The sequence below is a fragment of the Staphylococcus pseudintermedius genome (genome assembly GCF_001792775.2).
In the GTDB taxonomy this organism is placed as follows: domain Bacteria; phylum Bacillota; class Bacilli; order Staphylococcales; family Staphylococcaceae; genus Staphylococcus; species Staphylococcus pseudintermedius.
Window position 1 is genome coordinate 175,765 of the sequence record NZ_MLGE02000002.1, and the last position, 25,329, is coordinate 201,093.

Sequence of the window (25,329 nt, forward strand, 5' to 3'; positions counted from 1 at the left end):
CGACATTATCCAAACTGGCAACTTCCCTTTAAAGTGAAATTATTGCTAAAATACAGTTATATTCTTACATGTCTTCAATTTGTAAGCTTATATTTATTGCTGTTTGGCATTTAATAACTGTAGAAGCAAAGTACCTAGGAGGAAAATGATGCATATGTCTTCAAAGCAAGTCGCCTGGCGTGATTTATGGGCGATAGTCATCTATTTTTTAGCACAAATCATTCTGGGCAATGTGTTCAGTCTATTCTTAATCCCATCAACACAAATACCGGTCGCAATGGCACTGTTAATTGTCGGTATACTCACGTCCATCTTTGTCATTATTTATTTGGCATGGTCGCATCGTCACGGCTTAAAAACTAAGATAACCGTCGCATTGATGCAAAGTAGAAAGCATATTAAGCTGATGATCAGTGTGTATGTGCTCTATATGATTGCGAATATGATTTTCACTTATGTATTACAGTTGTTACCTGAACAATGGCAATTTAAAGAAACAGGCAACCAAGAAGTACTCATGGCCTTTTTCCATCAACCGGCTTGGTTACCACTCGTATTTTTAAGTTTAGCCATTTTGACACCGATCACCGAGGAATTGCTTTTCCGTCATATCATTATTGGCGAGCTCGGCAAAAAATGGGGCCTCATGTTTACAGGTCTGATTTCTATCGTTATTTTTGCAAGTTTGCATATGTTTGCCGCACACCATCCACTTGAAGCGGTACCGTATATTTTTCTAGCAACGATGTTCGTCGTTGCTTACATTAAAAGTGGTTGTAACATTGCTGTGTCTATTTTCTTGCATATGTTTAATAATACACTTGCTTTTATCGGCGTCCTTTTCCAAATTTTTTCATAATACTTAAACCCCCACGTACAATCAAACGACGTGGGGGTTATTTTTATATACGAAATTGAATACATGAATCGTTACAGCTCGATTCAGTGTTGGACCGGTAAAAGGGACGCCAGTTCAATCATCAACTGGTTTATAAACTTTTCAGCGCTGCCTTTACACCTTCGACCGCTTCAGCTGAACGTTTCAACTGCGCTTTTTCTTCATCCGTTAACTCTAATTCAATAATACGTTCGACACCATTTGCACCTAAAACAGTTGGCACGCCGATATAAATATCATCCAACTGATACTCCCCTTGGCAATAAGCGATCGTTGGTAATACACGTTTTTGATCTTCTAAAATCGCAATCAACATTTCATAAACTGCCGCTGCCGGTGCATAATAAGCTGAACCCGTGCCTAACAGTTGGACAATTTCTGCGCCACCTTTACGTGTTCTTTCAACAATTTCTTCTATTTTTTTTGGTGGTAACAGTTCATTAAGTGGCACGCCATTCACTTGGCTATGACGCACTAACGGCACCATCGTATCCCCATGTCCGCCCAACACTAATCCTGTCACATCATTCACTGCAACATCTAAAGCTTCTGCAACAAATGTATTAAATCTCGCAGTATCTAACACACCCGATTGTCCAATGACACGTTCACTCGGAAAACCTGACGTACGATAAACGGTATACGTCATCGCATCAACTGGGTTCGTTAAGACGATAATCGTACAGTGAGGTGAATATTGCACAATTTTCTTCGTCACTTCAACCATGACTTGTTCATTCGTTTGGACTAAATCATCACGACTCATACCAGGTTGACGTGGGACCCCTGCCGTAATGACAACAACATCCGAATCTTTCGTATCCGCATAGTCGACAGTAGAATTCACATGCACATTAAATCCCAAAATTGAGCCACTTTGTTGCATGTCTAATGTTTTCCCTTTCATCACTGACGCGTTCTTTTCACGGTCAACAATCAACACATCCGCATTGCCATGAGAAGCAACAATAAATGCAAGTGTTGCACCCGTGTGACCTGATCCAATAATTGAAACTTTTTTTCGTCTCATATTCCAAAACCCCCTTGTCTTTCATCACTTTTATTATATCATTGCATTTTTATAAATGTATAACACTATTCACATTATTACATGTAATCTTTGTGACAAACGCTAATGAATCATTATAGAAGATGACATAAGGGGGATGGTTTATGACTTACTTATAAACGCTTTGTAATATTAAAAATAACTTTTAAATCATGGTGGATATTCGTATAAGGATTTTGACCAATGCTTTATGACTTTGAGAAACCGCTTCAACACTCACACTGATATTAGACTTGCTATGCTTTTTCCTTAACATGTCAACATAGTGTTTTTCAGTGTAACCCTCACAGTATATTTTAACTATTTTGTTTGGTGTTTTGCCTTTTTTATCTTCCTCGTCTTTTGTTTTTACTCATCCTCACCACCATCCACATGATGCTTTTTGCCAATCAAAGTTGTAAAATCATTTATCGTTACATTAGGGACCGCACCATAGACACCTTCCAAATAGCGTTTAAAAATTGTTAAATCTGACCTTTTACCATAGTCATCATTAAAATCAAATATACTGTACAATTCACTAGCACCTTCGAAGTCTTTCTTAGCTAAATAAATTTGATCCACGCGTAAATCGCAATCTAGTAAAAACAGCTGATGCGAAGTCAAAATAAATTGACTCCTGTTCTCCATTAGATTAAACAGTTTAATCATAATTTTCGAAATATTTAAGTGTAGAGAATCATCAAATTCATCCATCACAAAAACGCTTCCCCTTTTAGTTTCGTCTAGTATGTTCAGTGCCAAAGTAATCAATTTTTTCGTCCCCTCAGACTCATGATTGAAAGAAATACGTTGGCTTCCTATTCTATCGCCTTCTTGATTATACTTTTTATACACTAAATTCAACTTATAAACATCAGTTTTCAGCTCTGCTTCACTTGTATTCATTACTTCTTCATTTTCGTTATTAATTGCATTTAAAATGTTCAATAACTTTTTAGGTATGTTAAAAGTATCTATAGTTGTATCAATATCAGCCACTTTAATATCACATTTCTGTAAAAACTCTATCAGGTCTCTTTTACTTTCTTCATTTTCTATCACATGTAGCATTTCTTTAATATCCCGATGCTCTAAATGCCCGTTAATGAAGACGAGCTGATTTGAGAACCATCGATAGACATTCAAACAATGTGTATCATTCACACTTTGACCAACTTTTAAAAAGAGTTCATTTCTTCTCGTTTTCGTCACTTCATCTTTAACCCATTTAGGCGTAACAATAAATGCCTCTTCATCTCTTTCAAAATATTTATGGTATTTGCCATTTTCATAATAAAATAATGTTTCACGTAAAATAGCCGTTTCTACATATTCAAATTGATATTGATATTGAATCCCGTTCGCTACGATTTCTACACATAACTTTGTACTATTTTTAACTGAATAATCATCTAATAAAAAGGAAACTTTAGGAATTTTTTTTGTAGCACTCATATTCTCGCTCAAAATTAATTCTTGCATTAACTTTAATGCACTAATTAAATTAGATTTACCAGAACCATTTGCACCAAACACAATTGCGCTTTTTAATAAATTTATTTTTTCTGTATGACGTGTTTTTTGAACTTCATAAGTATTCTCTTTTAACTTCCTTAGTCTTTTACCTGTTTCCATACTAAAAACTGTATCATCTCTATAAGAAAGATGGTTTTTAAATTCAAAATTAATGAGCATCATCTTACCTCCTAACGTATTTTCGTTCTTAAATAATCTGATATGTTTATTATAAGGTAAATACTGACAAACTAAAACAGAAACACGTTCCAAACTTTAACGGATTCATTAAAATTAATAAATGCAATGCACACTGAAAAAACACGCCTACATGGATGGATACCATGTAAACGTGTGCATATTTCACCTAATGAAATTCAAGTAGCATATAGAGATAAAGCGCAAATGCACCAGCCATCAATAAGGTCATCATCAACAAATACAATGCAGTGCGCCCATATTTGAATAAAAAGGCAATAAACATCGCGATGACATTATACACCATAAAGATACCAAAAATAGTGACGAGCCAAATGATATCCGGTGAAAAGATAAACAGTAATGCAACGATAAAGCCAAAGATGATGTACGGTATCGCAATAACATTACGTTTGAAACGACTGCGCTTAATTTTTTCCTCTTCTGTCATATTTTTCCCTCTCAATTCCTAATAATCACGTTTAATTGTACTAAAGTTTGCTGTACGTTGACTTCCATGAGATGTGACAATTTTATGGAATGTCGAATCCTTGTGCAGCAGTAAAAATATCGAACCATTCTTGGTCATGCAATTCAAGTTGGAGTCCATCAATCACTTCGTCAACACGTTCGAGTCGTTCAGTTCCAATAATGGGCATGATATCAGCTGGATTCTTTTTAAACCATGCAGACACTACCGCTGCGACTGAAGTATGGTGTGCTTTTGCAATTCGTGTTATTACTGGAAGGACACGTGCTGCAACTGGGTCATTTTCATCAAATAAACGTCCGCCTGCAAACGGTCCCCAAGCCATTAACTTCACACCTTCACGATACATATCATCAATGGTGCCGTCATGAAACGCTTCTAAATGATACGGTGAAATTTCAATTTGATTCACTGCGATATGAAATTTGTCGTCTTTCAAACAACGATTTAATAATTCATACTGTGGGCGCTGAAAATTTGATACACCAAATGACAACAATTTCCCCTCTTGGACTAAATCTTTTAAAGCATCAGTGATTTCACACGGTTTCATTAGCGGCGATGGTCGATGAATCAACAAACTATCCAAATACTCTACTTGAAATGACTTTAATGAACGCTCAACTGCACGTTTAATATGCTGTTTACTTAAGTCATAACGATGGTCGGTTTGCTCTGGATAAATATGATTCGGCAGGACAATTCCACACTTCGTTACGATTTGAATTTTATCGCGCAGTTCAGGTGACAAAGCCAATGCATCTCCAAACATTTTTTCCACAGTGTAATGTCCGTAAATATCGGCATGGTCCATTGTTGTCACGCCACGCTCAACAAGTTCATGAATGAAACGATTCATAGCTTGTGTCGATTTCTGCCATTGATGCGCTCGAAAAAAACCTTGTATGACTCTAGAATATTTCACATGCTGATTGATAGTGATTTGATCCATTTAAACACCCCTTGAATAATCCAGAATTAAGTAAATTGTAACATATCCAATTGATTTCTTAACATGGCCTTATCTAATTGCTCGCCTATGATGATAATAGAAGTTGGGAGCGTCAAGTGACCTACACTTTCAATAGCGGGCACCCCTTCTGAATATTGAATTAAGAAAATCTCATCAGACTGTTCGCGCAAACGGATATAGCCTTTTAATCGCAATACATTGTCAGGTAGCCTTAAAATGAATTGGACAAGTGCTTCTTGAGAGACTGCACTATTGAATTGATATTGTAAGCTCGTATAATGTGCATGTGTATGACTATGAAACCCTGTCACATCGACATTTTGTGCATTTGCACCTTTTTCAATTGTTTTCAATGTTTCACCGTATTGTGTGAGAACGATACGACTTTTAGGTGATAGCGCCTTAATATCTTCAATCACCATTTGAAGTTGTGCGTCATCTTCTATTAAATCCACTTTATTAACCAGTATCGTTTGACTCGCACGGACTTGATCTTCCATTAAAGCTTTCGTTTGTGCAGTATTGTCATGTCGTTTTATAAATCTGACACTATCCACCAAGCCTATCGTTTCTATTGATGAAAATGCATCCACTAATAAAGGGTCTTGACAGGCAACCAAAATATCAATCGGATTCGCAACACCAGTCGCTTCTACAATGATATAATCAACTTCTGCATCACGTGTTAATTGGTACAAATGCGCAATTAAATCGTGTTGAATATCACAGCAAATACATCCTTGTAATGCTGATTGTTGTACATGATATTGACTCAAAAGATGACTGTCTACATCAAAATCACCAAATTCATTTACAATGAGTGCAACTTTCTCATCTTTTTTTAATATTTGCGTCATATAATGATTTAAGAATGTGGTTTTGCCACTTCCGAGAAATCCATGTATCAATATGAGCGATGTTTGTTTTTTAAACATAAATTTAACCCTTTCTCTCAAAAAATCTACAAATCTGTTATAATATATGTGTATGTCTGACTTTAAACTTGATAAAGTACGCTTTATCTTCTAAAATTACTGCATGCTATATTTTAAGGATAGCATAGCATAGATTTAAGTGAGAACGGCTTAAATCATTTGATTATGGACGGATTCCCATTCGTGATAGAAAAAGAGAAAACGGATAGAATGTCTGGAGGAGAACTAATTATGTCTGACCATTTAAACTTAAAAGAGCAAGTATGTTTTAGTTTGTATAACGCACAAAGACAAGTTAACCGCTATTATTCAAACAAGATTTTCAAAAAATATAAGCTCACGTATCCGCAATTTTTAGTTTTAGAGATTTTATGGGACCAATCCCCTGTAAATGTGAAAAAAGTTGTAACAGACTTAGCCCTTGATACAGGGACCGTATCACCTTTATTAAAACGTATGGAACAAATTGACTTGATTAAAAGAGAACGTTCTGAAATCGACCAACGCGAAGTATTTGTTCATTTAACTGAGAAGAGTAAAGCAATGGAACCAGAATTAGCAAATGCATCTCAACAAGTTGCAGAAGCTTCATCTTTAACACCTGACGAAGTAAACGAACTAACTCGATTATTAGAAAAAGTGATTACAGCTTTTGATGAAAGTAAGTAAACGATTGAAATCAATCACTACTTCTAAGTCATAAGCAGTGTTTTCGTATTGATATAGATAGACTTGTTTCAGGGGAACAATATCAATTTTTACACGATGAAAGTATTGGGGGCTCGTGTGATTGATATTTATATCTATAACGTTATTGATGTTATGACACTATATTGAGAGCATACCATTTTTTGTTTGACTGATACAACCTTAGTTTATCTATACATACATAATCATCATTTAAAAGCGCTTGAATGCCCTCCAACGACATTCTGAGCGCTTTTTTCACACCTCTCATCCGATATAACCAGTTGTTCCTTGTTTGTTTCAACAAACTTACTTTCACTATTCCACAATAACTTATTCATTTTTTATACCATTTGTAATGCCTCGTCTATTCATGAACTTTTTCAGCTAAAAATTGTTCTGGTGTCATGTCTCCAATCACTTTTCCTTCTTGCATCTGTATGATTCTATCAAACTGCGCTAAATATTGTACATCATGTGTTGCAACGACCAGTGTTTCAGCTTGTTGGTGAATTTGACGCATTACATCTTTTGTATTTTCTATATCTAGCGCGGTTGTTGGTTCGTCAAGTAGCCAAATCGAAGCCTCTCGTAACATGAGACGCGCAAGTGCTAATCGCTGAAATTCTCCACCTGACAATGTATTTCGATTGAATGTTACTGGACGATCTAACGCAATATGTTGCAAGTGCAATTGATCCAGCACAGTCCGACATTGAGTTGTTGAAGCATTAGTCAATAAATTTCCATATACTGTATCGTCATAAAAATGCGGCTGTTGCAACATCGTATTTAACTGTTGATAGTAATGTATCATATCTAAATCATTTAGTGCGTGATTGCCTATTAAAATTTGACCTTCACTTGGTGTATACAGTCCCATTAACAATTGTAATAACGTCGATTTACCGGAACCAGATGTCCCAACAATGGCGATGTGTTCACCTTTATGGATGTGTAGATTTAAATGTTGCACACTTGGGCGCTGTTGATGTTCGTAGCATAACGTGACATCTTTCAACGTTAACAGTGGCGCATCATGAGAGATTTGATGAACATCTACCTGCTCTTTTCCAACCGCTCTTTTACGATACCCCATCACTTCTGATAAGCTTTGCTGTGCTAGATCCGTCTCACTTTTATAATCAGCGACTTGACTCATCGGCACAGCTTGTTCTAATAATGTCAAAATCATTAAAATAATGCTCGTCACATAGACAATATCGACTTGTTGTTGTTCGACCATCACTACAACGAGCACGATACTACCGAGTAATGCTGCCATACTGATTAAATGTCGTATATAATCATAAACGAGGTGACTCTTTTGCGACAGGTGCTCGGCTTGGCTGAATGCCGCTTCAGAAGCCATTAATTGTGCATTATATTTTTTATCACTCTTAAATCGTTTCAACTCATCATGACCTAAAATGTAGTCAAAATAAGCATGCATCCAGCGCGCTCCTGTTTGATTCACATGCAGTCGCACACGTGTCGCCTGTTTGACACGTAATGCAGGCAAAATGAACAAAGCAATTGCGATTGTAATGATTAAAACGACGGCATGTGCCCATGAAAAATAGACTAAAGTCACTGCTGAAATAAGCGTCGTGATCCCAATTACAATAGGTGGATAATAGACACGTAAATATATATTTTGCAATGCTTCCACTTGTGTGACCATTCTGCCGAGTAAATCACTCGAGCGAAACTTCCGAAAAACATCCGGTACAATTGGGATGAGCGCACGGTAGAGCTGAACCCGCACATCTCTCAACATCGTAAAGGTCGCACGGTGAGAGCGCAACCGTTCATAATATTTCGTTATAGCCCGTATAAACCCAAATAATTTCACCGTTACAATTAAGCCCATTAAAGCATATAACGGCGCACCTAAAGCACTTTGAGTAATCATATAACCACTTAAAAAGAACATACTCAGTGCAACAAGGCTTCCAAATACACCGATACAAATCGCCATCACAATATCCTTATCCCACTTAATATTAATCACTTGTTGGAGTTTCATTTATTCTTCACCTCCATTTTGCGTATGTGTTAACGAAAGTTGAATGTGATCATCATCAGACTGAATCGTACCATCTGCTAAATAAATCCGTCGTGTCGCATGCTGGATTGTAGACTGACGGTGTGCAATCGTTAAACGTGTCGCATGTTGAAAATAGCGGTCTAATGTTTGTTGAATCACTTGTTCCGTTGTGCTATCTAATCCTGCGACAGGCTCATCTAAAACGACAAAATCTGGTTCTAACAATAATAGTCGCGCGAGCTCTATTCTTCTCATTTCACCACCAGATAACATTTCGCCACCTTCACCAATCAACGTTTCAATGCCATAATGAAACCTTTGGACAACAGGCATTAACTGTACCGCTTCCAATGCCGCAGTAATTTTTTCAGTAGGAACGTCATTAAATACAGCGACATTTTCTGCAATCGTTGCATTAAAAATATACGGATTTTGAGAAAGGTAGCCTATTTTCAAATCTTGCCTTTGATACGTGATACGGCCTTCTTGTGGTAACAGTTCACCAATCAACAAGCGAACAAATGTGGATTTACCTGCACCACTTGGTCCGACTAATGCAATACGGTCGCCTTCAAAAATGTCGAGATGCATTTCCGTTAATACATTAGACGTCGTATTGGGATAGTGGTATTGAAGGTTGCGTACTTGAATGAGTGGTGTTTGATTTTCATCCACACTGATTTCATGACCGGTCACCACCTCACATTTTTCTAGTGCTGCATGAATCACGTCACTAGCACCTTCACTTTCTTTTCCTGTATGAAAGGCTTGACCTAAGTCTTTAATCGCATTATAAAATTCCGGCGCCATAATCATCGCAATAGCAGCTGTACCGAAATGTATCGATTGAAATACAATCAAGCTTAACCCAACCTCTAAAGCGACTAAACCAATCCCTAACATACTGATAAATTCCAACATTAAGCCAGATAAAAATGCGCTTTTTAATATTGTCATTGTCTTATCACGAAATTGTGTACTTTCTTCACTAATCGTTTCCACTGCTTGTTCAGAACGGTTAAACAGTTTTAAAGTAACTAACCCTTTCGTCAAACTTAAGAAACGTTGACCAAATTGATTTAAAAATGTCATTTGATTTTTTGCATCATCACGTGTTTTCAGACCAAAAACAATATAAAAAACAGGAATAAATGGCGCCGTAACGAGCATAATTAAAGCCGTGGGTATATGCACAAAAAGCATCGTTACAATAATGGCAAGAGGGATAAATGTCGATTTAAATACTTGAGGTAAATAATTGCGATAAAACGGCAACATTTCAGACAAGGTTTCCGTCGCCATCGTCAGTCTTTCACCAACAGCTTGGCGAGACACTTGATGTAATAAGCGCCCTCGAATCATCTGTCGAACACGATGTGCCAGACGTTCCCCTAGCCATCCATTCACAAAATCTAAAGTTGCACGTAATATGAGTACCAACGCTAAAAACCCAATCATGACAGACCATGCTGTAGGTTGATGTGTGAGAATATGTTCTAATATGATGCCAATCGTTACATTTTGAGCAACGACTGATAGCGCAAGACCGATACAAACGATAGCCATAAATATGGGCAAGCTATAAAATTGTTTCGCCCATTGATGTAATTGTTTCATCTTTGATTTCCGCCTCCATTTGTATGTGTCATTTCTCCATTTTACATGGTCGCTCTATCCCTTTCACGTGAAAAAATTCGACGATTTTTTGTCTGAAATCTTTCAATTAAAGACACACTGGCACCATTTTCAAATTTATATACATGTTGCAACTTCTACTGCTCAAGACCTATATTTCAATAAATTTATGTTAGAAAAAGACATCTTAAATGAGAATATGCTATCATATGCTATGTTATATTAAAATTTACACAAAAATGATTAAAGAGGGTTCTTCTATGTTATTTTTCGAATTAATTAAAGCCATTATTCTTGGTATCGTTGAAGGGATGACTGAGTTCGCTCCCGTTTCTTCAACTGGACATATGATTTTAGTCGATGATATGTGGTTGAAATCGACTGATTTTTTAGGACCAGAATCTGCTTTCACCTTTAAAATTGTTATCCAACTCGGTTCTATTTTTGCTGCGGCATGGATTTTTCGTCACAAGTATTTCGAAATGTTACATATCGGTAAATATGCACCAGCGCAACAGCCTGGCCGTCGTTCAAAACCGCGTCGTTTGAATCTCTTACACATTATTATTGGGATGATTCCAGCAGGGGTGCTCGGTCTATTATTCGACGATTTGATTGAAAAATATTTATTTAGCGTACCGACTGTGCTCATCGGTTTATTCCTTGGTGCGATTTACATGATTATTGCCGACAAGTTCAGTCTTAACGTAAAAAATCCAAAAACTCTAAATGAAATCACTTATTTCCAAGCTTTTGTCATCGGTCTTTCTCAAGCCGTTGCAATGTGGCCAGGATTTTCACGTTCTGGTTCAACGATTTCAACAGGGGTATTAATGAAGTTAGACCATAAATCTGCTTCTGACTTCACTTTCATTATGGCAGTGCCTGTCATGTTAGCAGCAAGTGGTTTATCGATTATTAAACATTTAGATTATATCGAATTGACACATATTCCATTCTACATTTTAGGTTTCTTAGCAGCTTTCACATTCGGTTTTATTTCAATCAAACTGTTCTTGAAATTGATTCAAAACGTTAAATTATTACCATTTGCGATTTACCGAATCGTACTTGTCGTCGTGATTGCTGTCGTTTATTTCGGTATTATTAAATAATTGAAGTGCATCAACATATGAGAAAGGGGTTAAGACCATTGCGTGTCTATCCCCGCTTTTTTTATCTTTTCAATACTGCCACCGAGTTTAACGATACATACATTAATGATTCAGTCATTTGCATGAGAACTCATAGTGAAAAGGTCATGTCGACATCAGCATCACACTTGAGTGCACCTATTCACAGTTTTAGAAACTTCAAAAAACCGAGTTCACTTTTTAAATTTCCATCAAAACAATGTACAATAATCATACAATACGTAACGAGCTCAACTTATCGATTTTTGACGTGCGCGATAGTGCAAGGTCACCATTTAGCGTTTATCGAGACGGCTGAAAGGGTAAAAAATCATAAGTATACTCATAATTGGAGGCAACGTTCATGAATAAAACAATTAAAATGATAGTCAATGTCTTACCTGTATTTCTCGTACCACTCATCTTAGAACGCAAAAAATTTAAAGCACATCCCGATGTCCAAAAAGTGACCCAAACAACAGTGAATACTTCGAAAACTGTGGCACATAAAACCGGTCAAGTTGCGAATTCTGTGAAAGACTCTGTTGTTTCAGGATCAAGTCATTTAAAAAGCACCATTCAAACTAAAAAGCGTCGTCATGATTACAATAAAGTGATGAAAAAAGAAGCTGAAATCCAACGTTACAACCGTCCTGAAAATGTGCGTGCGCGTGGAAAAGAAATCGCTAAAGAAAACCGTAAAGAAATTGACAAGTTAGCGAAAAGCTTAGAAAAGCACATTGCAGAACGCCATAAAGAAGAGGATAGAGCGTTTAATCAACGTCAAAAGCAAATGATTAAAACTATGAAAAAAATGCAAAAATATGAAGAAAAAGTCGGGCATTCACCAGAACAACGCGATGCTAAAACTGAGAAACGTGCTGAAAAAATTGAAAAGCGCAACAAAAAAGAAGTTGACAAAATGAACAAGGATTTAAAAAAGCACCTAAAAGAACGTCATAAGAAAGAAGAAAAAGTTGCTAAAGCACGTGAAAAAGCGTTAAAGAAAAATATGAAAGACATGAAAAAACATGAAGAAAAGGCTGGACATACGACAGATGCAGCTCCTACAAAACGTTCGGTAAACCAAAACAACACGGTTCAATCCAATGAGCAACAAGAAAAACAACGTATTACGACGTTATCAGAACTTCAAACGACGCAAAGTCATACTGGCAAAAGTCAACCGACACCAAGTGCACCAGGTCAAGTCGAAACAACATCAGACAACGCACCTTTATACGAACAACATTATCAAAATATGGAGCGCCAAGTGCAAGACAGCGACATATTAAGACAAAACCAACAGTTAAATGACACATCTAAAAAATCAATGAAGAAACAAGGACGATAAATGCGCATTTTAATAGATGGCGATGCTTGTCCAGTCGTCGATTCCATCGTTAGAATCACGGCTGAGACAGGCATTTTTGTATATTTATTTCGCACTTATAGTCATTTTACTGTTCATGATTTTCCTTCGCATGTAGAAGTCAAATATATCGATGGCGGACGTGATGCTGTTGATTTTATGTTACTCCAACATGCAAAAGCGAATGATATTGTTGTCACACAAGACTATGGGTTAGCCAGTTTAGTGTTAGAAAAAGTCAAACACGTCTTGCATCACAACGGTCACATTTATACATCCGAAAATATTGATCGTCTGCTTGCCCAACGATACTATCATCAACAAGCGCGTCGAAAAACAAAACGTCATCATAAAGGGCCGCCTGCATTCGATCAAAAGCAACGACTCGATTTTGAAACATCTTTTCGCCACTGTATCCAATCTCCATAGCTGTGCATGTGTCTTAACATTTCTTGTTTTGCTACACATGCACTTCTTTTTGCTTTAAACTATAACTAAAAATTGATTTAAACAAGGAGCGATGAAAATGATTCAACGTATAGCAGTTTATTGTGGCGCAAGTAAAGGATTGGATGAGACCTATGTCAAAGAAGCCTATGCTTTAGGTCAATACTTTGCAGAACAAGGGATTGAGTTGGTTTTCGGTGCGGGATCTGTGGGCATTATGGGCGCAATACAGGACGGCGTATTAGATCATGGCGGTCATGCAATAGGTGTGATGCCTCGATTATTAGACGAGCGTGAAATTACGAGCCAAAAAGTATCTGAGCTGATTTTAGTCGATTCCATGCATGAACGTAAACAAAAAATGGCAGACCTCGCCGATGCATTTGTCATTGCTCCAGGTGGTGCGGGTTCCCTTGAAGAATTTTTCGAAGTTTATAGTTGGGCACAAATTGGATTGCACCAAAAGCCTATCGGAATTTTTAATATTAAACAATTTTACAAACCTCTAGAAGCATTGATTACACATATGATTCATGAGGGCTTTATTGATCAAAAGTATGAAAAGCTTGCAGGTGTGTATGAAACGCCTCAAACATTATTGGAAGGTCTTAAAAATGCCAAACCGATTTCAACACGTACATACGATTAAGTATGGCTGCTTTTTGTATATACCACAGCAAAATTACAAGGGAATGAGACACAAAAATTTTTGATGCGATTGATACAGAATTCTTGTTTAACTTACCCTTTACCTATAATTTGTAGTTTTGATTGCCTTCATAGCTTCGCGTTTCCTAGGGGCTGGTCCTACAACTCACTAACGCTTGATTAAACTGTTACATTTGTTAATCGTTAGTGGATATTGGGAGTAGTACAGAAATCTCATGTACAACAAAGATGTCGTCGTACTGTCCCCCGCAAGGCTGACTCGACTTCTCAAAAGCATGCGCCTTGAGAAGTCAGACAGCTCCTACGATAAACAGTAACCACTATTAAAGTAAAGAAGTAGTTGCGAGCAGTATGCATGCATTCCCTCAGGCGTCTCAGCCATCTAGTCAATTTGATATCAATTACAGCGAAACTGAGGGCAAGTATATGAAATCAAGAAAACAATAGCATCCATTTTTTGTATTCCATTCACCCTCATTTTCCGACTATTTTAAAAACATTAATGAATCATCAACCTCTGAATAGATTGAGCTTAATATTTTCTATGTAGCCCTTTGCACGCGCTCTATTTTTATGTTACCTCTCGCCTTTCATTCCGACTGCACCTCGATTTAATCTGTTGCTTCTATACACGTACCATCGCGTATTTTTACTTCTAATTTCTTGAAAAAACATAAAAAAGAGGCCGCCTCAGCCTCACAACTTTTAATATGCAATTCAATTTATATTATTGACTTCTTTGCACAGCAGCTGTTTCACTTCATACTGGGCATCATTAAAAGTAATGCACTTATACTTCCTTCAACTGCTTTCTATAACGCACTTGTGGCCTCAACACATGATGTTCACTCAAACCCGGCTTGTCGAAATCATCATAATGTGTCATGCCAATCTTTTCCATCACACGAATCGATGCATGGTTCACTTTGGCTGCCATCGCGTACACTTCACTTATGCCGCGTTCAGCTACATAATCGAGTACCGCTTCTGCCCCTTCTGTCGCAATCCCATTATCCCAAACTTCAGGAGACAGTCGCCAACCGATTTCATAAAATGGGAGCTCTTCAAAAGGATAATCTACAGTTTGTGGAATATAATTCACACCTATAAACCCTATCCACTCTTTCGTTGCCTTTAACTCTACAGCAAACAATCCAATCTGATGATGCTTTAAATAAGATTTCATCGCTTCAAAATCCAATGCTGTTTTTTGATAACTTAATAAACTCGGAAAAAACTGGCGCACTTGGCGATTTGCGTTCAATTGTTGAAATGGTTGCAAATCTTCATCTTGCCAGTCTCTCAATTTCAATCGATTTGTCTCTATATAAACTGTCATTGTGCATCCCCCATTTAACCGTGTATCCAAAGAAAGAAGCGGGTCAGAAATCGCATATATGCCTTGTGATTTCAGCTTCCCGCCTCAGTTATGCATTTGATTTCTGAAATTTTTACTGGGCGCTTCTTCAGTCAACATCTTTCACCTTTATTAAACTTCTTGATCAGATGTAACCTGCGCCTTCAGTTGTCGATGCGATATTGATGTCATTACGCTCTAGAAATATAGCTCAACAGTTGAATCGTGATAGGTACCTCTTTTAATCGTTCTGGATTTTGTCCTTTTTGTGTTGTAAATACAGCATCCACAAAATCATTTTTATGGTTCAAACGATATGTCGCCGTATACGTTTCCCAGTCATGATCAAAATTAGGTTTCAATGCGATAGAACGTTGCAATTCACCTGTGGAATCAATAATGGCATATCCTGTAATATTCTCAAGTTCGCGTCCAAGTTCAACAAGTGAAATATCGCGCCCTTCTAATAATCTAAATTCTTTTTCGTACATACGATAACCCTCTTTTCTCTCCGTAATATATGTGTTTTTATTACCCTGTCCCTCTCAACATCAAACGCAATTCATTGTGGGTTGGGTCAATAGTGCAAAATATCAAATTGACATTAAATGAATCACTCAAATGAGCTTTTCTCTTGCGTATCAGACGTTTCTTTTGATTTTTCTGTTGATGTAGCATCTTTTTTAGATTCTGTTGGTTTCTTGTTGTTCTTGCTACTCGTTTTCTTCTTATCTTCTGAAGTTTTCGCTTTATCAATAGAATGTTCAAGATCTTTAATTTGACTATCTAATTTTTCACTTTGATCTTTTAACTTTTTATTTTCTTCTTTTAATTCTTTTTGTTCGTCTTCTAACGATTTAATTTCATTTTGTAGTTTTTCTTTTTCACTATTGCCACACCCTGATAACAATACGACCGTCCCCATAAGTGCGATAAGTTGTTTCTTCATTGTTATTTCTCTCCATTTAGAATGACTTACACTTTATTTTATCATGGTTTAAACAGATTCGCATAATGCTTATGATTCTTCTAATGATTTTGACATAATATATTTATCCACACGGTATCCTAACGCTTCATTCAGTTCCACCATTGCTTGATTGGATTGTTGTACTGTACCGATGATTTGACGTGCACCTTGTGATTTGGCCCACTTTTCAATCTGTTGTTTCAGTTCAGTCGCGTACCCTTGTTGTCGATATTCAGGGTCAACATATAATGATTCAATGGTCACTTGCGCATTTGCCGGTTCATAATGTGCCCATGCATAAGCCTTCATATGTTCCTCTCTGTCTGTCACGATGCCTAGCCAGTCTCCAGCATAACGCAACCGATGTGCAATCATTTCTTCATAAAGTGCGATTTCTATTTGTGTGCCTTGCGTTCGTATTAAAGTATCTGATTGTAACAGTTTGACATGCTCCGTTGCTACACGATGAATATAGTCGCTATCTTCATATGTAAGTAAAATCATGACTCTCTCCTTTCATATTTTAGGATTGATTTATCTCATGAATATCGTCATAATAAGTACAGTTCACTATGATTGAAATTAGAGGAGGTGCTTGACCGATGAAAACGACGAATGAACTGATGAAAGAAAATAATGTTAAATCGTTACGGCTGAACAATACGGATCGTCAAATCTTTGAAAGTTACATGACCTATGTTCGAGCGGATATGCGTGTCAATGCACATGACTCCGAAAAAGTGCTACAGCGTATTTTAGACCATTTACTCAAAGCGGAAAATAAAGGCTTGCATGCGATGGAATTTTTTGATCATCACCCTAAAAAACACGCCATTCAAACGATTAAAGAGATGCCTAACCATACGTTTAAGAATATTTGTCATTATATTTTACAACATATCGTCTTTTTGTTGGGCGTATTCTGCTTCTTAAAAGGGTTTTTAGGATTTTTCATTAATGATACACGCGTCTTTTTATACACTTTTCCGCTCACTTTTGTTGCGGGAATTTTCGTTACTTTTTTATTCATTTGGTCTTGTTTTAAGATGATACAACTTCAAGCTTTTGACTATTCACGTCTCGCTTGGTTAGTCGGCTATGTCGTATTGATAGCCCTTATTTTATTAATTTTTATTATTTTCTTTTTTCCACAAAACTTTTTACAATTCGGCCCGTATATCCATATTAGTAATTGGGCATTTATTATCGCATCGTTTATTATCGTTCCACTGGGCATGTTGAAATATAAAAATGACGATCACGCAAAAAGTGCATCTTGGCGATAGATTTCAACTTGCTGCATCCATTAAAAAAGTCAGGTTGATGAATGGCGTAATTTACCATTTATTCACCTGACTATTTTTATTATTTTAATTAATCAATAACGCATCAATGAAGAACCAAACAATCATGACAAACATGAGTATCGCTTGCATGACGGCGCTAGAGAAAAATGCGACAAGTGACCCAAAACTTGCTTTGGCTGCTTGTGCGAAATTTTTAGACTGCACCATTTCAACAATAATAACAGCGATAAATGGCACAATGATCACACCGAATGGCGGCAACACAAACGCACCGACGAGCACACCGATTAAAGCGGCCCACTCCCCTTTTTTCGTGCCTCCAAATCGATTCACAAAATAGCGGTTGAGCCATAAGTCAGATACGAAAATAAATATCGTGAGTACAATCATTGCAGTCCAAAAAACCCATGATAACGTGGCACCATTAATGCCAAATTGATAAATCAAAAATCCCACCCACAATACGGGAATAGCTGGAATCACCGGCTTGATTAAACCGATAAATGCCAATACGAATGCGGCTAAAATAAGCACCCAAAAAATCACGTCTGACATTATTATACGTCAACTCCTTATTTACACAGTTTGAACAGTTTTTCTACTTTTCTTAGTAAATAAAATTAACACAAAACCACATGCCAATGATAGCGCAGAAACATAAAAGACATTGCCTAAACCGACCCACTGACTCATCGCACCACCTAATAAATTCCCTAACAATTGACCGATAACCATTGCATTCGCGAACAAAGTCGACGCATAGCCTGGATATTGCGGTAAAACATCTTGGAAATAACTAATACCGATGCCAAGTAATACCGCTAAAAATGCCGCGAGTAACACTTGACCAACAAGCATCATGTGGATACTTTCAAATATTCCGATACTACCGAAAAACAAACTACCACAAACTGCCGCAATCGCTAATAGCGTTCGTGTTTCTACTTTACTAGCAACCATACCTAAAATGATCATAAACGGCACTTCTAAACCGGCACACAAACTCGCAAGATGACCGACATATTTTTCTTCTTCATGTAAGTATTGCGTCACAAATAAAGGCATATTGAGCGTGTACATCCACTGGCCAATGTGTAACAGTACGAAAGCAATGAACGGCACAATTAAATAGCGATGTTTCAACATAGAAGGTGCATCTTGTTCTGTCATTATACTGTCACGCACAGGCTTTTTCGCTTTGATGTCCTTAAAAAAGAACACTTGTAGGAGTAGAGTCGTCAAAATAATGGCGACTGTTCCACCAAACAGACCACTGTAGCCCCACGACTGATTTAAAATATTACCAACTAGTGGGCCGAATAAAAAGCCGAACGAAAACATAGAACGTAATACAGAATTGGCAAAAACCGCGCGACTACTCGATGTAGATTGATTAATAGATTCCCTTGCAGAAGCATAAAGTTGGGGCATAGCCGGAGCGAATAACCCTTGAAAAATGGCATACAAAATAATAAATAGTACAACCGAATGTACAAAAAATGGCAATGTAAAACTAATAGCGCCCATGAATAAACCTACAATAATAATCACTTTCCGATTGATTGCATGCGTATCCGAAAAACGCGCGACAATACTATTCATCGTAAATTGAGAGATTGCCGCTAATGCCAATAACAACCCAAATTGATTGGTCGTCATCCCCAATTGGTTCGTTGCAAATAGAACAAAAAATGGGACTGTAATCGCAATGCCCATCCCAATTAGCATCATATTCACAATAAATAACTTATAATTTTTAATCGTTAACAATTCACGAAACATGTATGTTCTCCCTTATATACTTAAAATTAATATTGAATCGCATGGTGTTGTGCTCTCTTTTGCTCTCCATCACATGTCTTTATTCGATATCTTCAATGTGTAAATACGTCTTAAACACATTAATAAATGAACTGACTTGAGGTAACTGTACCATACTCATGTCATAACTTAAATACGTAGAACGGACTAAAGATTGTTCTTCTACGTCCACTTTTAACATTGCAAACTGAGAGGTGTCTAAGTCTTTTACCATAATTTCCGGTAAAATCGTCACTCCGACGCCGCTTAACAACAACGCTTTACATGTCGCGACCTGATCCACCTTAATGCGCGCATGATAATCTTGGGACATATGTTGTTGATACCATGTTTTAATTTGATTAATATAGACGGGGTCTGCTTGAAACTCAATAAAAGGTAGCTTATGTAATTCAGTTTCTTTATTTTTAGGATAGATGAAATAATGTTGATCATCCATCAAATGATCGTTGTGCATATTTAACAACTGATTCCCTCTCACGATCATAATATGGTAATCATTATGGTTCGCTTTAATATGTTCACTAGAGCCGACTTGTAATTGAATTTCAACATTTGGAAACTCCGCAGTGTAGCGATTCAATACTTCTGGTAATACCGTTTGACCGACTAAAGAGGAACAACCAATCGATAGTGTCCCATTAATTGCACCGACATGCGCCTTAATCTTATCTTGAAATAGACGCTCTTGTTTCAGCATCGATTTCGCATGCGCAATGACCATCGCACCTTCCGTCGTCGTAATCAGCTGTTTTTTCGTACGGATAAAAATGTCGACACCAAAATGACGTTCAATGGATTTCAAACGTTGGGTCACAGCAGGTTGTGAAATATAAAGACGTTCAGCCGCTTTTCTCAGTGTGCGTGTTTCATCTAAAGTAATTAATAACCGATAATCATCAATTTTCATCGTACAGCCTCCTCAAAAATAAAAGAAACACTAGACAAGATATTTGTCCAGTGTGCAGAAATCCTTTCACAGCACACAGTGGTGGTTGCTACGGTGTGTGAAAACCATCTCCATTTGATGTTTCAAACTGTTTGTACTTTTCTTGCTTTTGGTATTTGCGATTAATTTTGTGATAACAATACATCGCCTTCTTTTGAATACTCTCAAAATCCTCATCAATTTGAATCATTAATTGATGCGCAATCACATAAGCTTCATGATATTGTTTTCGCGTAATTTGATTCGATTTCAATGCACGCTCTAAGTCTTCTTGGTCTACAAGTTCATATTGGCCATCTGGTAAAGCAAGCACATCTAAACATAAATCGATTGTACGTGCCCTGCCTTTTTGTATAATATTTTTTAAATTAATATCAAAATAGTATTGTAAAGGTTGACCTTTGTCATCGAACATTACTGTCATGCTGTAACGCTTTTTCTCTGGCAGGATTTGTAGCCATTGATAGCCATCGTCAGCTACTACCATTCGTTGATTTACAACAGTCACCTCTAAAGGATCTCTCACCTTTTTGATTGAAATTAAACCTATTATGCCTTTAAATTTATTATTATTGACTTTAACTTCGATATAATCATGGTCTAAGAGGCGACGCCAGTGACGTTTGTCAATATATTTCACTTTCACAGCCACCAACTCCCTTTTTTTCATTATATATAAATCGAAGTAGGATGTCACTTGTTGCAACTAGCCAATCATATAAAATTCATAGCGAATCCAATCAAAAACATGATAAACACGCACTCAATCACCCTATTTTTTACTAAGACGATATACACGTTTTGATGCATGAGATTCAAAATCAACATCGTACAGTTGCGTCAAATCCTTGGAAAAGCATAACTTGATTCAAGTAACCTTTAAGTTTCGTTTACCCCTTCACTATCAATGGTGACAACAAAAAAGACCGACAAGACATCACATCTCATCAGCCTTTCAAACCGATCGATTAATCGACCGAAACCTTCGCATATTTACGAATGATTTCCTCATGTTCCGGATACCATGCTAACAATTCCGCTTGTGTAAACAACTCAAAATGTTCAAATTGAAATGCAGGTTGCACCATACAACCGACAACCGCAAAGGCATTTTCACGTTCAATAGATGACGCAAATATTGTCCCTTTTGGCACAACATATTGCAATACATCCCCCTCCGCGACATTCGGACCTAATTGCACGGCACGATACGTATGATCTGGAAAAATCATATGAATCGTCAACGTCTCACCCGCATGGTAATACCAAATCTCATCCGCATCAATACGATGAAAATGGGAAATATTCTTATCCTCTAACAGAAAATAAATGCTAGAGTAATGCGGTCTTTCATTTGTCGTATCCGGACTTAAAATCGTTTGACGATAATAGCCTCCTTCTGGATGAGGGGTTAATTCTAAATGGCGCACCCAATCTTGTGCTTCCATGGCATTGACCTCCAGTAACTATGCAAGTTCTACATTATGATAAACGTGTTGAACGTCTTCTAATTCTTCTAATACATCGATTAATTTCTCAAATGTTTCTTGATCTTCTGCTGAAAGTTGAACTTCCGATTGTGGTAACATTTCAAGTTCAGCGACTTCAAATGATGTCACACCTAGTTGTGCTAACGCTTTTTGGACAGTCGCAAATTGATCAGGCTCTGCGTATACAATCGTTAAACCACCTTCTTCAATGACGTCACGGACATCAATATCATTTTCCATTAAAGCTTCAAGTACAGTATCTGCATCAAAGCCTTCAAATGCAAATGTCGCTGTATGGTCGAACATATAAGCCACTGAACCAGATACACCCATATTTCCGCCGTTTTTACCGAAAGCTGCTCTCACGTCAGAGGCTGTACGATTGACATTGTTCGTTAAGGCATCCACAATCACCATCGAACCACTCGGACCGAAACCTTCATAGCGAAGTGCATCGAAGTCTTCCTCGCCGCCACCTTTTGCTTTTTCAATCGCTCTATCAATAATATGGTTGGGTACAGAATAAGTTTTTGCGCGTTCAAGGACAAATTTTAATTGTTGGTTTGATTCAGGATCGGGTTCACCTGATTTCGCCGCCACGTAAATTTCTTTACCAAATTTAGCGTAAATGCGACTTGTATTTTTATCTTTTTGCGCTTTCTTTTCTTTAATATTATTCCATTTACGTCCCATGACTTCCATCTCGCTTTCAAATACTTTTTTGAGTACCCTTTATTATACATGTAAAATTTAGACTATGGCAACATTCTAAATAAGAATGGGTTGTTCAAACAGTTGTCGAGCGACGGATTGTGCGGTCTGAATATCCTCTGCACCATATACTAACAAACGTCCATCTTGATACAATGTCATGTCACACGCTCCAAGTCGTAAACGTTTAACGAAACGATTATCAATTAAAATTGTGACTTCTTTACTTATGGTCGCTTCAAATTGTCCTGGAGCTAACCTGAATTGAAACACACCGCCACATAACAATTGCGTAGACTTAAGCTGTTTATTTTGCAGACGCGTGAACTGATGCTGGGCACATACGGAACAGTCTGCTTCTTTAAGACTTTGAATCGAAATTTTTTTCACTTTTCCTTGATGAATATCACTCGTCGTCATTTGGTAAGAAAAATCACCATGCATCAAGTAATAGAAGACTTCTGCCACGACAAAACTACTCGCCAAATGAACAGCGGGTGGCAAGACGCCGTTAAGGTCACAACTTTCCATCGTCTCGGGCACATCCGGCATCACACAATGTAAACAAGGCCCGTCATGACTGATAGGAAAGACACTCAACTGACTTCCCACGACTGCACCATAAATATAAGGAATATCCAATTTCCGTGTTGCTTCATTCACTAAATAACGTGTTTCAAAACGATCCAAGCCATCAAGTACCATATCCGGTTGCAGTTCCTCAAGAATGCCTTCAATATTTCGTGCTGTCACTTCTTCGTATAACGGTTCTATTGTGACTTCATGATTCATCATCGCGAGTCGTTCTTTTAGCGCAAATACTTTCGGCTTCATCGCTTCAGCATCCGCTTCAACATAGCCACTTTGACGGTGTAAGTTAGATAAATGTACCACATCTTTATCGACGATGGTCAATTTACCGACACCACTTCTTACCAATTGTTCAGCGATGCCACTGCCTAAAGCGCCGACACCGATGACAAAGACGTGTAATTGTTGCAATCGACGTTGGCTCTGTTCTCCAAAATGCTGGAAGCGAATTTGTCTATGATAGCGTGTCATTATAAAAAGCCTAACCCCTCAGATGGACTAGATTGCACAGCATTATAACGAATTGGGATACGGCCTGCTTCGTAGCTCAAACGACCCGCTTCGATTCCTTTTTTCATCGCTTCAGCCATTTTCACTGGATCTTGCGCACGAGATACAGCTGAATTGAGCAAAATCGCATCTGCACCAAGTTCCATCGCTTCGGCACAGTCTTTGGCTGAACCAATACCTGCATCTACAATAACGGGTACCTCGCACTTTTCAATAATATAACGGAGGTTCAGTGGATTTGTAATACCACGACCTGTACCGATTGGAGAAGCAAGTGGCATTACCGCATGAACACCTAAACTTTCGAGTCGCTTGGCTAACACGACATCATCTGAAATATATGGACAAACAATGTAGCCTTTTTCTAATAAAATTTCACAAGCTTTGTACGTTTCGAGTGGGTCAGGTAATAACGTATCATCATCGCCAATTACTTCGACCTTAATCATGTCACACACGCCAGCTTCACGCGCTAATTCGGCAATACGCACCGCTTCTTCTGCCGTTTTCGCACCTGCTGTATTAGGAAATGTTGTAAACTTAGATAAATCGACATTCGCCAATGGGTTCGGTAAGCTTCGGTCATATAAACTCATACGTCTGACCGCAAATGTCAGCACTTCTGTTTCGGATGCTTCAATGGCCTTAGACTGGATCGCTTCACTTTCAAATTTTCCTGTCCCTAAAAATAATCTTGAATGAAATGTTAAATCTCCAATTTTAAACATATGTTAACCGCCTCCCACAAATTCTAACAATTCTAATCGATCATCTTGCTGTACTTCAGTTGTGGCCCATGCAGAACGTTTCACGACTGCTGCATTACGTTCGACTGCCATCCGTTTCGCTTCGATACCGAAATGGTCTAAAATGTCTTGTACCGTTGTGCCTTCTTCAAATTGTTGCTGCTCTCCATTTACAAAAACTTCCATTCATTTCACCTTCTTTAATGACCAATAATCAACCATTTTTTCAAACGATTGAAGTTCATACCCAAATGCACTGCTCATACACGCGATTCCTGTAAAATGAGACGATATCTGTTGTACTGTGTCAGCTGTAATGCCCCCCAATGCCACTACCGGAAAATCAATAGCTAAAACTTCATCCACTTCAAGTTGTGTGCGCGGTGGCAAGTCAGGTTTTGAAGAGGTTGGAAAAAGGTGTCCGAATAACACAAAATCTAATTGCTGCGCTTTTGCGTCACGAACCATCGCTGCTGAATGTGTCGACATGCTCACTTGATAATGAGGCTGTACTTGTTTTAATAACGTAGCACGGTGATCTCCCTCTTTAAAATGCACATTGGAAATGCTGAGTTCCATCGCTAATGTCACATCCGTATGGATAATCACTTTAGACTTTGGAAAGCCATTCGCCAATAACTGGATGAGCCATTGCTTGAGTGCGTGTCGATTCATCGGCGTCCGTAAAATGACACCTGCAATCTGACTTTCAATAACACAGAGCCGTTTGATATGCCAGTCGTCTAATACAACATACGGTGTAATCACAATCATCATTGCCTTTTCCCTCTCTTTCCCTTCACAATAAAAAAACTACTCCCCCG

Annotated in this window: 28 protein-coding genes; 7 read left to right on the forward strand and 21 right to left on the reverse strand. The window is 37.7% G+C overall.

All coding sequences use genetic code 11. From position 1 onward, the window contains the following. Positions 1-154: 154 nt before the first annotated feature. The gene (locus tag BJK46_RS02595; RefSeq protein WP_240621153.1) at positions 155-859 is read left to right on the forward strand and encodes a CPBP family intramembrane glutamic endopeptidase; all 705 of its coding nucleotides are present in this window, start codon (positions 155-157) and stop codon (positions 857-859) included. Between the two features lie 130 nt (positions 860-989). On the opposite strand, the gene mdh is transcribed toward BJK46_RS02595, so the two are convergent. The 5 genes from mdh to BJK46_RS02620 all read right to left on the reverse strand — a co-directional run bounded on the left by mdh (position 990) and on the right by BJK46_RS02620 (position 6,060). Further along, positions 990-1,928: a malate dehydrogenase gene (gene mdh, locus BJK46_RS02600; protein WP_103263538.1), complete on the reverse strand. Its 939-nt coding sequence runs from the start codon at positions 1,926-1,928 to the stop codon at positions 990-992. 387 nt (positions 1,929-2,315) lie between these two features. Further along, positions 2,316-3,737, reverse strand: a complete 1,422-nt coding sequence (locus tag BJK46_RS02605) for an AAA family ATPase (protein WP_242445276.1) — start codon at positions 3,735-3,737, stop codon at positions 2,316-2,318. A gap of 94 nt (positions 3,738-3,831) precedes the next feature. After that, on the reverse strand, positions 3,832-4,113 hold the full coding sequence (locus BJK46_RS02610) for a hypothetical protein (RefSeq protein ID WP_014614570.1): 282 nt from the start codon (positions 4,111-4,113) through the stop codon (positions 3,832-3,834). A gap of 82 nt (positions 4,114-4,195) precedes the next feature. After that, positions 4,196-5,104 carry an aldo/keto reductase gene (locus tag BJK46_RS02615; RefSeq protein WP_015728721.1) on the reverse strand — a complete coding sequence of 303 codons (909 nt, stop codon included), beginning with the start codon at positions 5,102-5,104 and terminating at the stop codon, positions 4,196-4,198. Positions 5,105-5,130: 26 nt separating this feature from the next. Then, complete coding sequence (locus tag BJK46_RS02620; protein ID WP_015728720.1) at positions 5,131-6,060, reverse strand: CobW family GTP-binding protein; 930 nt, start codon at positions 6,058-6,060, stop codon at positions 5,131-5,133. Positions 6,061-6,291: 231 nt separating this feature from the next. Here BJK46_RS02620 and mgrA point away from each other — a divergent pair, with 231 nt between their 5' ends. Then, positions 6,292-6,729, forward strand: coding sequence for a global transcriptional regulator MgrA (gene mgrA / locus BJK46_RS02625; RefSeq protein ID WP_014614573.1), 438 nt, complete (start codon positions 6,292-6,294; stop codon positions 6,727-6,729). Between the two features lie 385 nt (positions 6,730-7,114). Here mgrA and BJK46_RS02635 read toward each other — a convergent pair whose 3' ends face one another. Next, positions 7,115-8,776 carry an amino acid ABC transporter ATP-binding/permease protein gene (locus BJK46_RS02635; RefSeq protein ID WP_070407468.1) on the reverse strand — a complete coding sequence of 554 codons (1,662 nt, stop codon included), beginning with the start codon at positions 8,774-8,776 and terminating at the stop codon, positions 7,115-7,117. Then, entirely contained in the window at positions 8,777-10,414 is a 1,638-nt protein-coding gene (locus BJK46_RS02640; RefSeq protein WP_014614575.1) for an ABC transporter ATP-binding protein/permease, read from the reverse strand. Between the two features lie 278 nt (positions 10,415-10,692). Between BJK46_RS02640 and BJK46_RS02645 the strand changes: the two genes are divergently transcribed. The 4 genes from BJK46_RS02645 (at position 10,693) to BJK46_RS02660 (ending at position 14,033) form a co-directional block, all read left to right on the forward strand. Next, on the forward strand, positions 10,693-11,547 hold the full coding sequence (locus BJK46_RS02645; protein WP_037543807.1) for an undecaprenyl-diphosphate phosphatase: 855 nt from the start codon (positions 10,693-10,695) through the stop codon (positions 11,545-11,547). A gap of 382 nt (positions 11,548-11,929) precedes the next feature. Next, complete coding sequence (locus BJK46_RS02650) at positions 11,930-12,919, forward strand: hypothetical protein (RefSeq protein WP_065354532.1); 990 nt, start codon at positions 11,930-11,932, stop codon at positions 12,917-12,919. Beyond that, on the forward strand, positions 12,920-13,366 hold the full coding sequence (locus BJK46_RS02655; RefSeq protein ID WP_014614578.1) for a YaiI/YqxD family protein: 447 nt from the start codon (positions 12,920-12,922) through the stop codon (positions 13,364-13,366). A gap of 100 nt (positions 13,367-13,466) precedes the next feature. Further along, positions 13,467-14,033, forward strand: a complete 567-nt coding sequence (locus BJK46_RS02660) for an LOG family protein (RefSeq protein ID WP_031253776.1) — start codon at positions 13,467-13,469, stop codon at positions 14,031-14,033. A gap of 810 nt (positions 14,034-14,843) precedes the next feature. Here BJK46_RS02660 and BJK46_RS02665 read toward each other — a convergent pair. From BJK46_RS02665 to BJK46_RS02680, 4 genes are all read right to left on the reverse strand, one after another. Further along, complete coding sequence (locus BJK46_RS02665) at positions 14,844-15,392, reverse strand: GNAT family N-acetyltransferase (RefSeq protein ID WP_014614580.1); 549 nt, start codon at positions 15,390-15,392, stop codon at positions 14,844-14,846. 209 nt (positions 15,393-15,601) lie between these two features. Continuing rightward, entirely contained in the window at positions 15,602-15,901 is a 300-nt protein-coding gene (locus tag BJK46_RS02670) for a hypothetical protein (protein WP_014614581.1), read from the reverse strand. Positions 15,902-16,023: 122 nt separating this feature from the next. Continuing rightward, positions 16,024-16,359 carry an SA0632 family lipoprotein gene (locus BJK46_RS02675; RefSeq protein ID WP_014614582.1) on the reverse strand — a complete coding sequence of 112 codons (336 nt, stop codon included), beginning with the start codon at positions 16,357-16,359 and terminating at the stop codon, positions 16,024-16,026. A gap of 69 nt (positions 16,360-16,428) precedes the next feature. Continuing rightward, the gene (locus BJK46_RS02680; RefSeq protein ID WP_014614583.1) at positions 16,429-16,884 is read right to left on the reverse strand and encodes a GNAT family N-acetyltransferase; all 456 of its coding nucleotides are present in this window, start codon (positions 16,882-16,884) and stop codon (positions 16,429-16,431) included. Between the two features lie 98 nt (positions 16,885-16,982). On the opposite strand from BJK46_RS02680, the gene BJK46_RS02685 reads away from it, so the two are divergent. Continuing rightward, positions 16,983-17,666: a DUF1129 family protein gene (locus tag BJK46_RS02685; RefSeq protein ID WP_014614584.1), complete on the forward strand. Its 684-nt coding sequence runs from the start codon at positions 16,983-16,985 to the stop codon at positions 17,664-17,666. 84 nt (positions 17,667-17,750) lie between these two features. Here the strand turns inward: BJK46_RS02685 and BJK46_RS02690 are convergent, their stop codons facing one another. The 10 genes from BJK46_RS02690 to BJK46_RS02735 all read right to left on the reverse strand — a co-directional run bounded on the left by BJK46_RS02690 (position 17,751) and on the right by BJK46_RS02735 (position 25,282). Further along, positions 17,751-18,242 carry a DUF456 domain-containing protein gene (locus BJK46_RS02690; RefSeq protein ID WP_014614585.1) on the reverse strand — a complete coding sequence of 164 codons (492 nt, stop codon included), beginning with the start codon at positions 18,240-18,242 and terminating at the stop codon, positions 17,751-17,753. A gap of 21 nt (positions 18,243-18,263) precedes the next feature. Next, complete coding sequence (locus BJK46_RS02695; RefSeq protein WP_037543811.1) at positions 18,264-19,469, reverse strand: sugar efflux transporter; 1,206 nt, start codon at positions 19,467-19,469, stop codon at positions 18,264-18,266. 79 nt (positions 19,470-19,548) lie between these two features. Continuing rightward, a complete protein-coding gene (locus BJK46_RS02700) occupies positions 19,549-20,418 on the reverse strand; it encodes a LysR family transcriptional regulator (protein WP_014614587.1) in 870 nt (289 codons plus the stop codon). Between the two features lie 88 nt (positions 20,419-20,506). Further along, positions 20,507-21,127, reverse strand: coding sequence for a ribonuclease FAU-1 family protein (locus BJK46_RS02705; protein ID WP_199799233.1), 621 nt, complete (start codon positions 21,125-21,127; stop codon positions 20,507-20,509). Positions 21,128-21,425: 298 nt separating this feature from the next. Beyond that, the gene (locus BJK46_RS02710; RefSeq protein WP_015728712.1) at positions 21,426-21,905 is read right to left on the reverse strand and encodes a cupin domain-containing protein; all 480 of its coding nucleotides are present in this window, start codon (positions 21,903-21,905) and stop codon (positions 21,426-21,428) included. Positions 21,906-21,923: 18 nt separating this feature from the next. After that, positions 21,924-22,640, reverse strand: coding sequence for a YebC/PmpR family DNA-binding transcriptional regulator (locus BJK46_RS02715; RefSeq protein WP_014614590.1), 717 nt, complete (start codon positions 22,638-22,640; stop codon positions 21,924-21,926). Between the two features lie 75 nt (positions 22,641-22,715). Then, positions 22,716-23,720 carry a ThiF family adenylyltransferase gene (locus tag BJK46_RS02720; protein WP_014614591.1) on the reverse strand — a complete coding sequence of 335 codons (1,005 nt, stop codon included), beginning with the start codon at positions 23,718-23,720 and terminating at the stop codon, positions 22,716-22,718. Beyond that, positions 23,720-24,487, reverse strand: a complete 768-nt coding sequence (locus BJK46_RS02725; RefSeq protein WP_015728710.1) for a thiazole synthase — start codon at positions 24,485-24,487, stop codon at positions 23,720-23,722. The genes BJK46_RS02720 and BJK46_RS02725 overlap by 1 nt, the downstream gene beginning before the upstream one ends. A 3-nt stretch (positions 24,488-24,490) precedes the next feature. After that, on the reverse strand, positions 24,491-24,691 hold the full coding sequence (thiS, locus tag BJK46_RS02730) for a sulfur carrier protein ThiS (RefSeq protein ID WP_014614593.1): 201 nt from the start codon (positions 24,689-24,691) through the stop codon (positions 24,491-24,493). Next, complete coding sequence (locus tag BJK46_RS02735; RefSeq protein WP_015728709.1) at positions 24,692-25,282, reverse strand: thiamine phosphate synthase; 591 nt, start codon at positions 25,280-25,282, stop codon at positions 24,692-24,694. Positions 25,283-25,329: the final 47 nt, after the last annotated feature.

What these genes read in the sequence shown, in the direction of transcription:
- BJK46_RS02595 (WP_240621153.1), top strand. Translation starts at nt 155, where the DNA reads ATGTCTTCAAAGCAAGTCGCCTGGCGTGATTTATGGGCGATAGTCATC.
- mdh (WP_103263538.1), bottom strand. Translation starts at nt 1,928, where the DNA reads ATGAGACGAAAAAAAGTTTCAATTATTGGATCAGGTCACACGGGTGCA.
- BJK46_RS02610 (WP_014614570.1), bottom strand. Translation starts at nt 4,113, where the DNA reads ATGACAGAAGAGGAAAAAATTAAGCGCAGTCGTTTCAAACGTAATGTT.
- BJK46_RS02615 (WP_015728721.1), bottom strand. Translation starts at nt 5,104, where the DNA reads ATGGATCAAATCACTATCAATCAGCATGTGAAATATTCTAGAGTCATA.
- BJK46_RS02620 (WP_015728720.1), bottom strand. Translation starts at nt 6,060, where the DNA reads ATGTTTAAAAAACAAACATCGCTCATATTGATACATGGATTTCTCGGA.
- mgrA (WP_014614573.1), top strand. Translation starts at nt 6,292, where the DNA reads ATGTCTGACCATTTAAACTTAAAAGAGCAAGTATGTTTTAGTTTGTAT.
- BJK46_RS02635 (WP_070407468.1), bottom strand. Translation starts at nt 8,776, where the DNA reads ATGAAACTCCAACAAGTGATTAATATTAAGTGGGATAAGGATATTGTG.
- BJK46_RS02640 (WP_014614575.1), bottom strand. Translation starts at nt 10,414, where the DNA reads ATGAAACAATTACATCAATGGGCGAAACAATTTTATAGCTTGCCCATA.
- BJK46_RS02645 (WP_037543807.1), top strand. Translation starts at nt 10,693, where the DNA reads ATGTTATTTTTCGAATTAATTAAAGCCATTATTCTTGGTATCGTTGAA.
- BJK46_RS02650 (WP_065354532.1), top strand. Translation starts at nt 11,930, where the DNA reads ATGAATAAAACAATTAAAATGATAGTCAATGTCTTACCTGTATTTCTC.
- BJK46_RS02655 (WP_014614578.1), top strand. Translation starts at nt 12,920, where the DNA reads ATGCGCATTTTAATAGATGGCGATGCTTGTCCAGTCGTCGATTCCATC.
- BJK46_RS02665 (WP_014614580.1), bottom strand. Translation starts at nt 15,392, where the DNA reads ATGACAGTTTATATAGAGACAAATCGATTGAAATTGAGAGACTGGCAA.
- BJK46_RS02670 (WP_014614581.1), bottom strand. Translation starts at nt 15,901, where the DNA reads ATGTACGAAAAAGAATTTAGATTATTAGAAGGGCGCGATATTTCACTT.
- BJK46_RS02675 (WP_014614582.1), bottom strand. Translation starts at nt 16,359, where the DNA reads ATGAAGAAACAACTTATCGCACTTATGGGGACGGTCGTATTGTTATCA.
- BJK46_RS02680 (WP_014614583.1), bottom strand. Translation starts at nt 16,884, where the DNA reads ATGATTTTACTTACATATGAAGATAGCGACTATATTCATCGTGTAGCA.
- BJK46_RS02685 (WP_014614584.1), top strand. Translation starts at nt 16,983, where the DNA reads ATGAAAACGACGAATGAACTGATGAAAGAAAATAATGTTAAATCGTTA.
- BJK46_RS02690 (WP_014614585.1), bottom strand. Translation starts at nt 18,242, where the DNA reads ATGTCAGACGTGATTTTTTGGGTGCTTATTTTAGCCGCATTCGTATTG.
- BJK46_RS02695 (WP_037543811.1), bottom strand. Translation starts at nt 19,469, where the DNA reads ATGTTTCGTGAATTGTTAACGATTAAAAATTATAAGTTATTTATTGTG.
- BJK46_RS02700 (WP_014614587.1), bottom strand. Translation starts at nt 20,418, where the DNA reads ATGAAAATTGATGATTATCGGTTATTAATTACTTTAGATGAAACACGC.
- BJK46_RS02705 (WP_199799233.1), bottom strand. Translation starts at nt 21,127, where the DNA reads ATGAAAAAAAGGGAGTTGGTGGCTGTGAAAGTGAAATATATTGACAAA.
- BJK46_RS02710 (WP_015728712.1), bottom strand. Translation starts at nt 21,905, where the DNA reads ATGGAAGCACAAGATTGGGTGCGCCATTTAGAATTAACCCCTCATCCA.
- BJK46_RS02715 (WP_014614590.1), bottom strand. Translation starts at nt 22,640, where the DNA reads ATGGGACGTAAATGGAATAATATTAAAGAAAAGAAAGCGCAAAAAGAT.
- BJK46_RS02720 (WP_014614591.1), bottom strand. Translation starts at nt 23,720, where the DNA reads ATGACACGCTATCATAGACAAATTCGCTTCCAGCATTTTGGAGAACAG.
- BJK46_RS02725 (WP_015728710.1), bottom strand. Translation starts at nt 24,487, where the DNA reads ATGTTTAAAATTGGAGATTTAACATTTCATTCAAGATTATTTTTAGGG.
- thiS (WP_014614593.1), bottom strand. Translation starts at nt 24,691, where the DNA reads ATGGAAGTTTTTGTAAATGGAGAGCAGCAACAATTTGAAGAAGGCACA.
- BJK46_RS02735 (WP_015728709.1), bottom strand. Translation starts at nt 25,282, where the DNA reads ATGATGATTGTGATTACACCGTATGTTGTATTAGACGACTGGCATATC.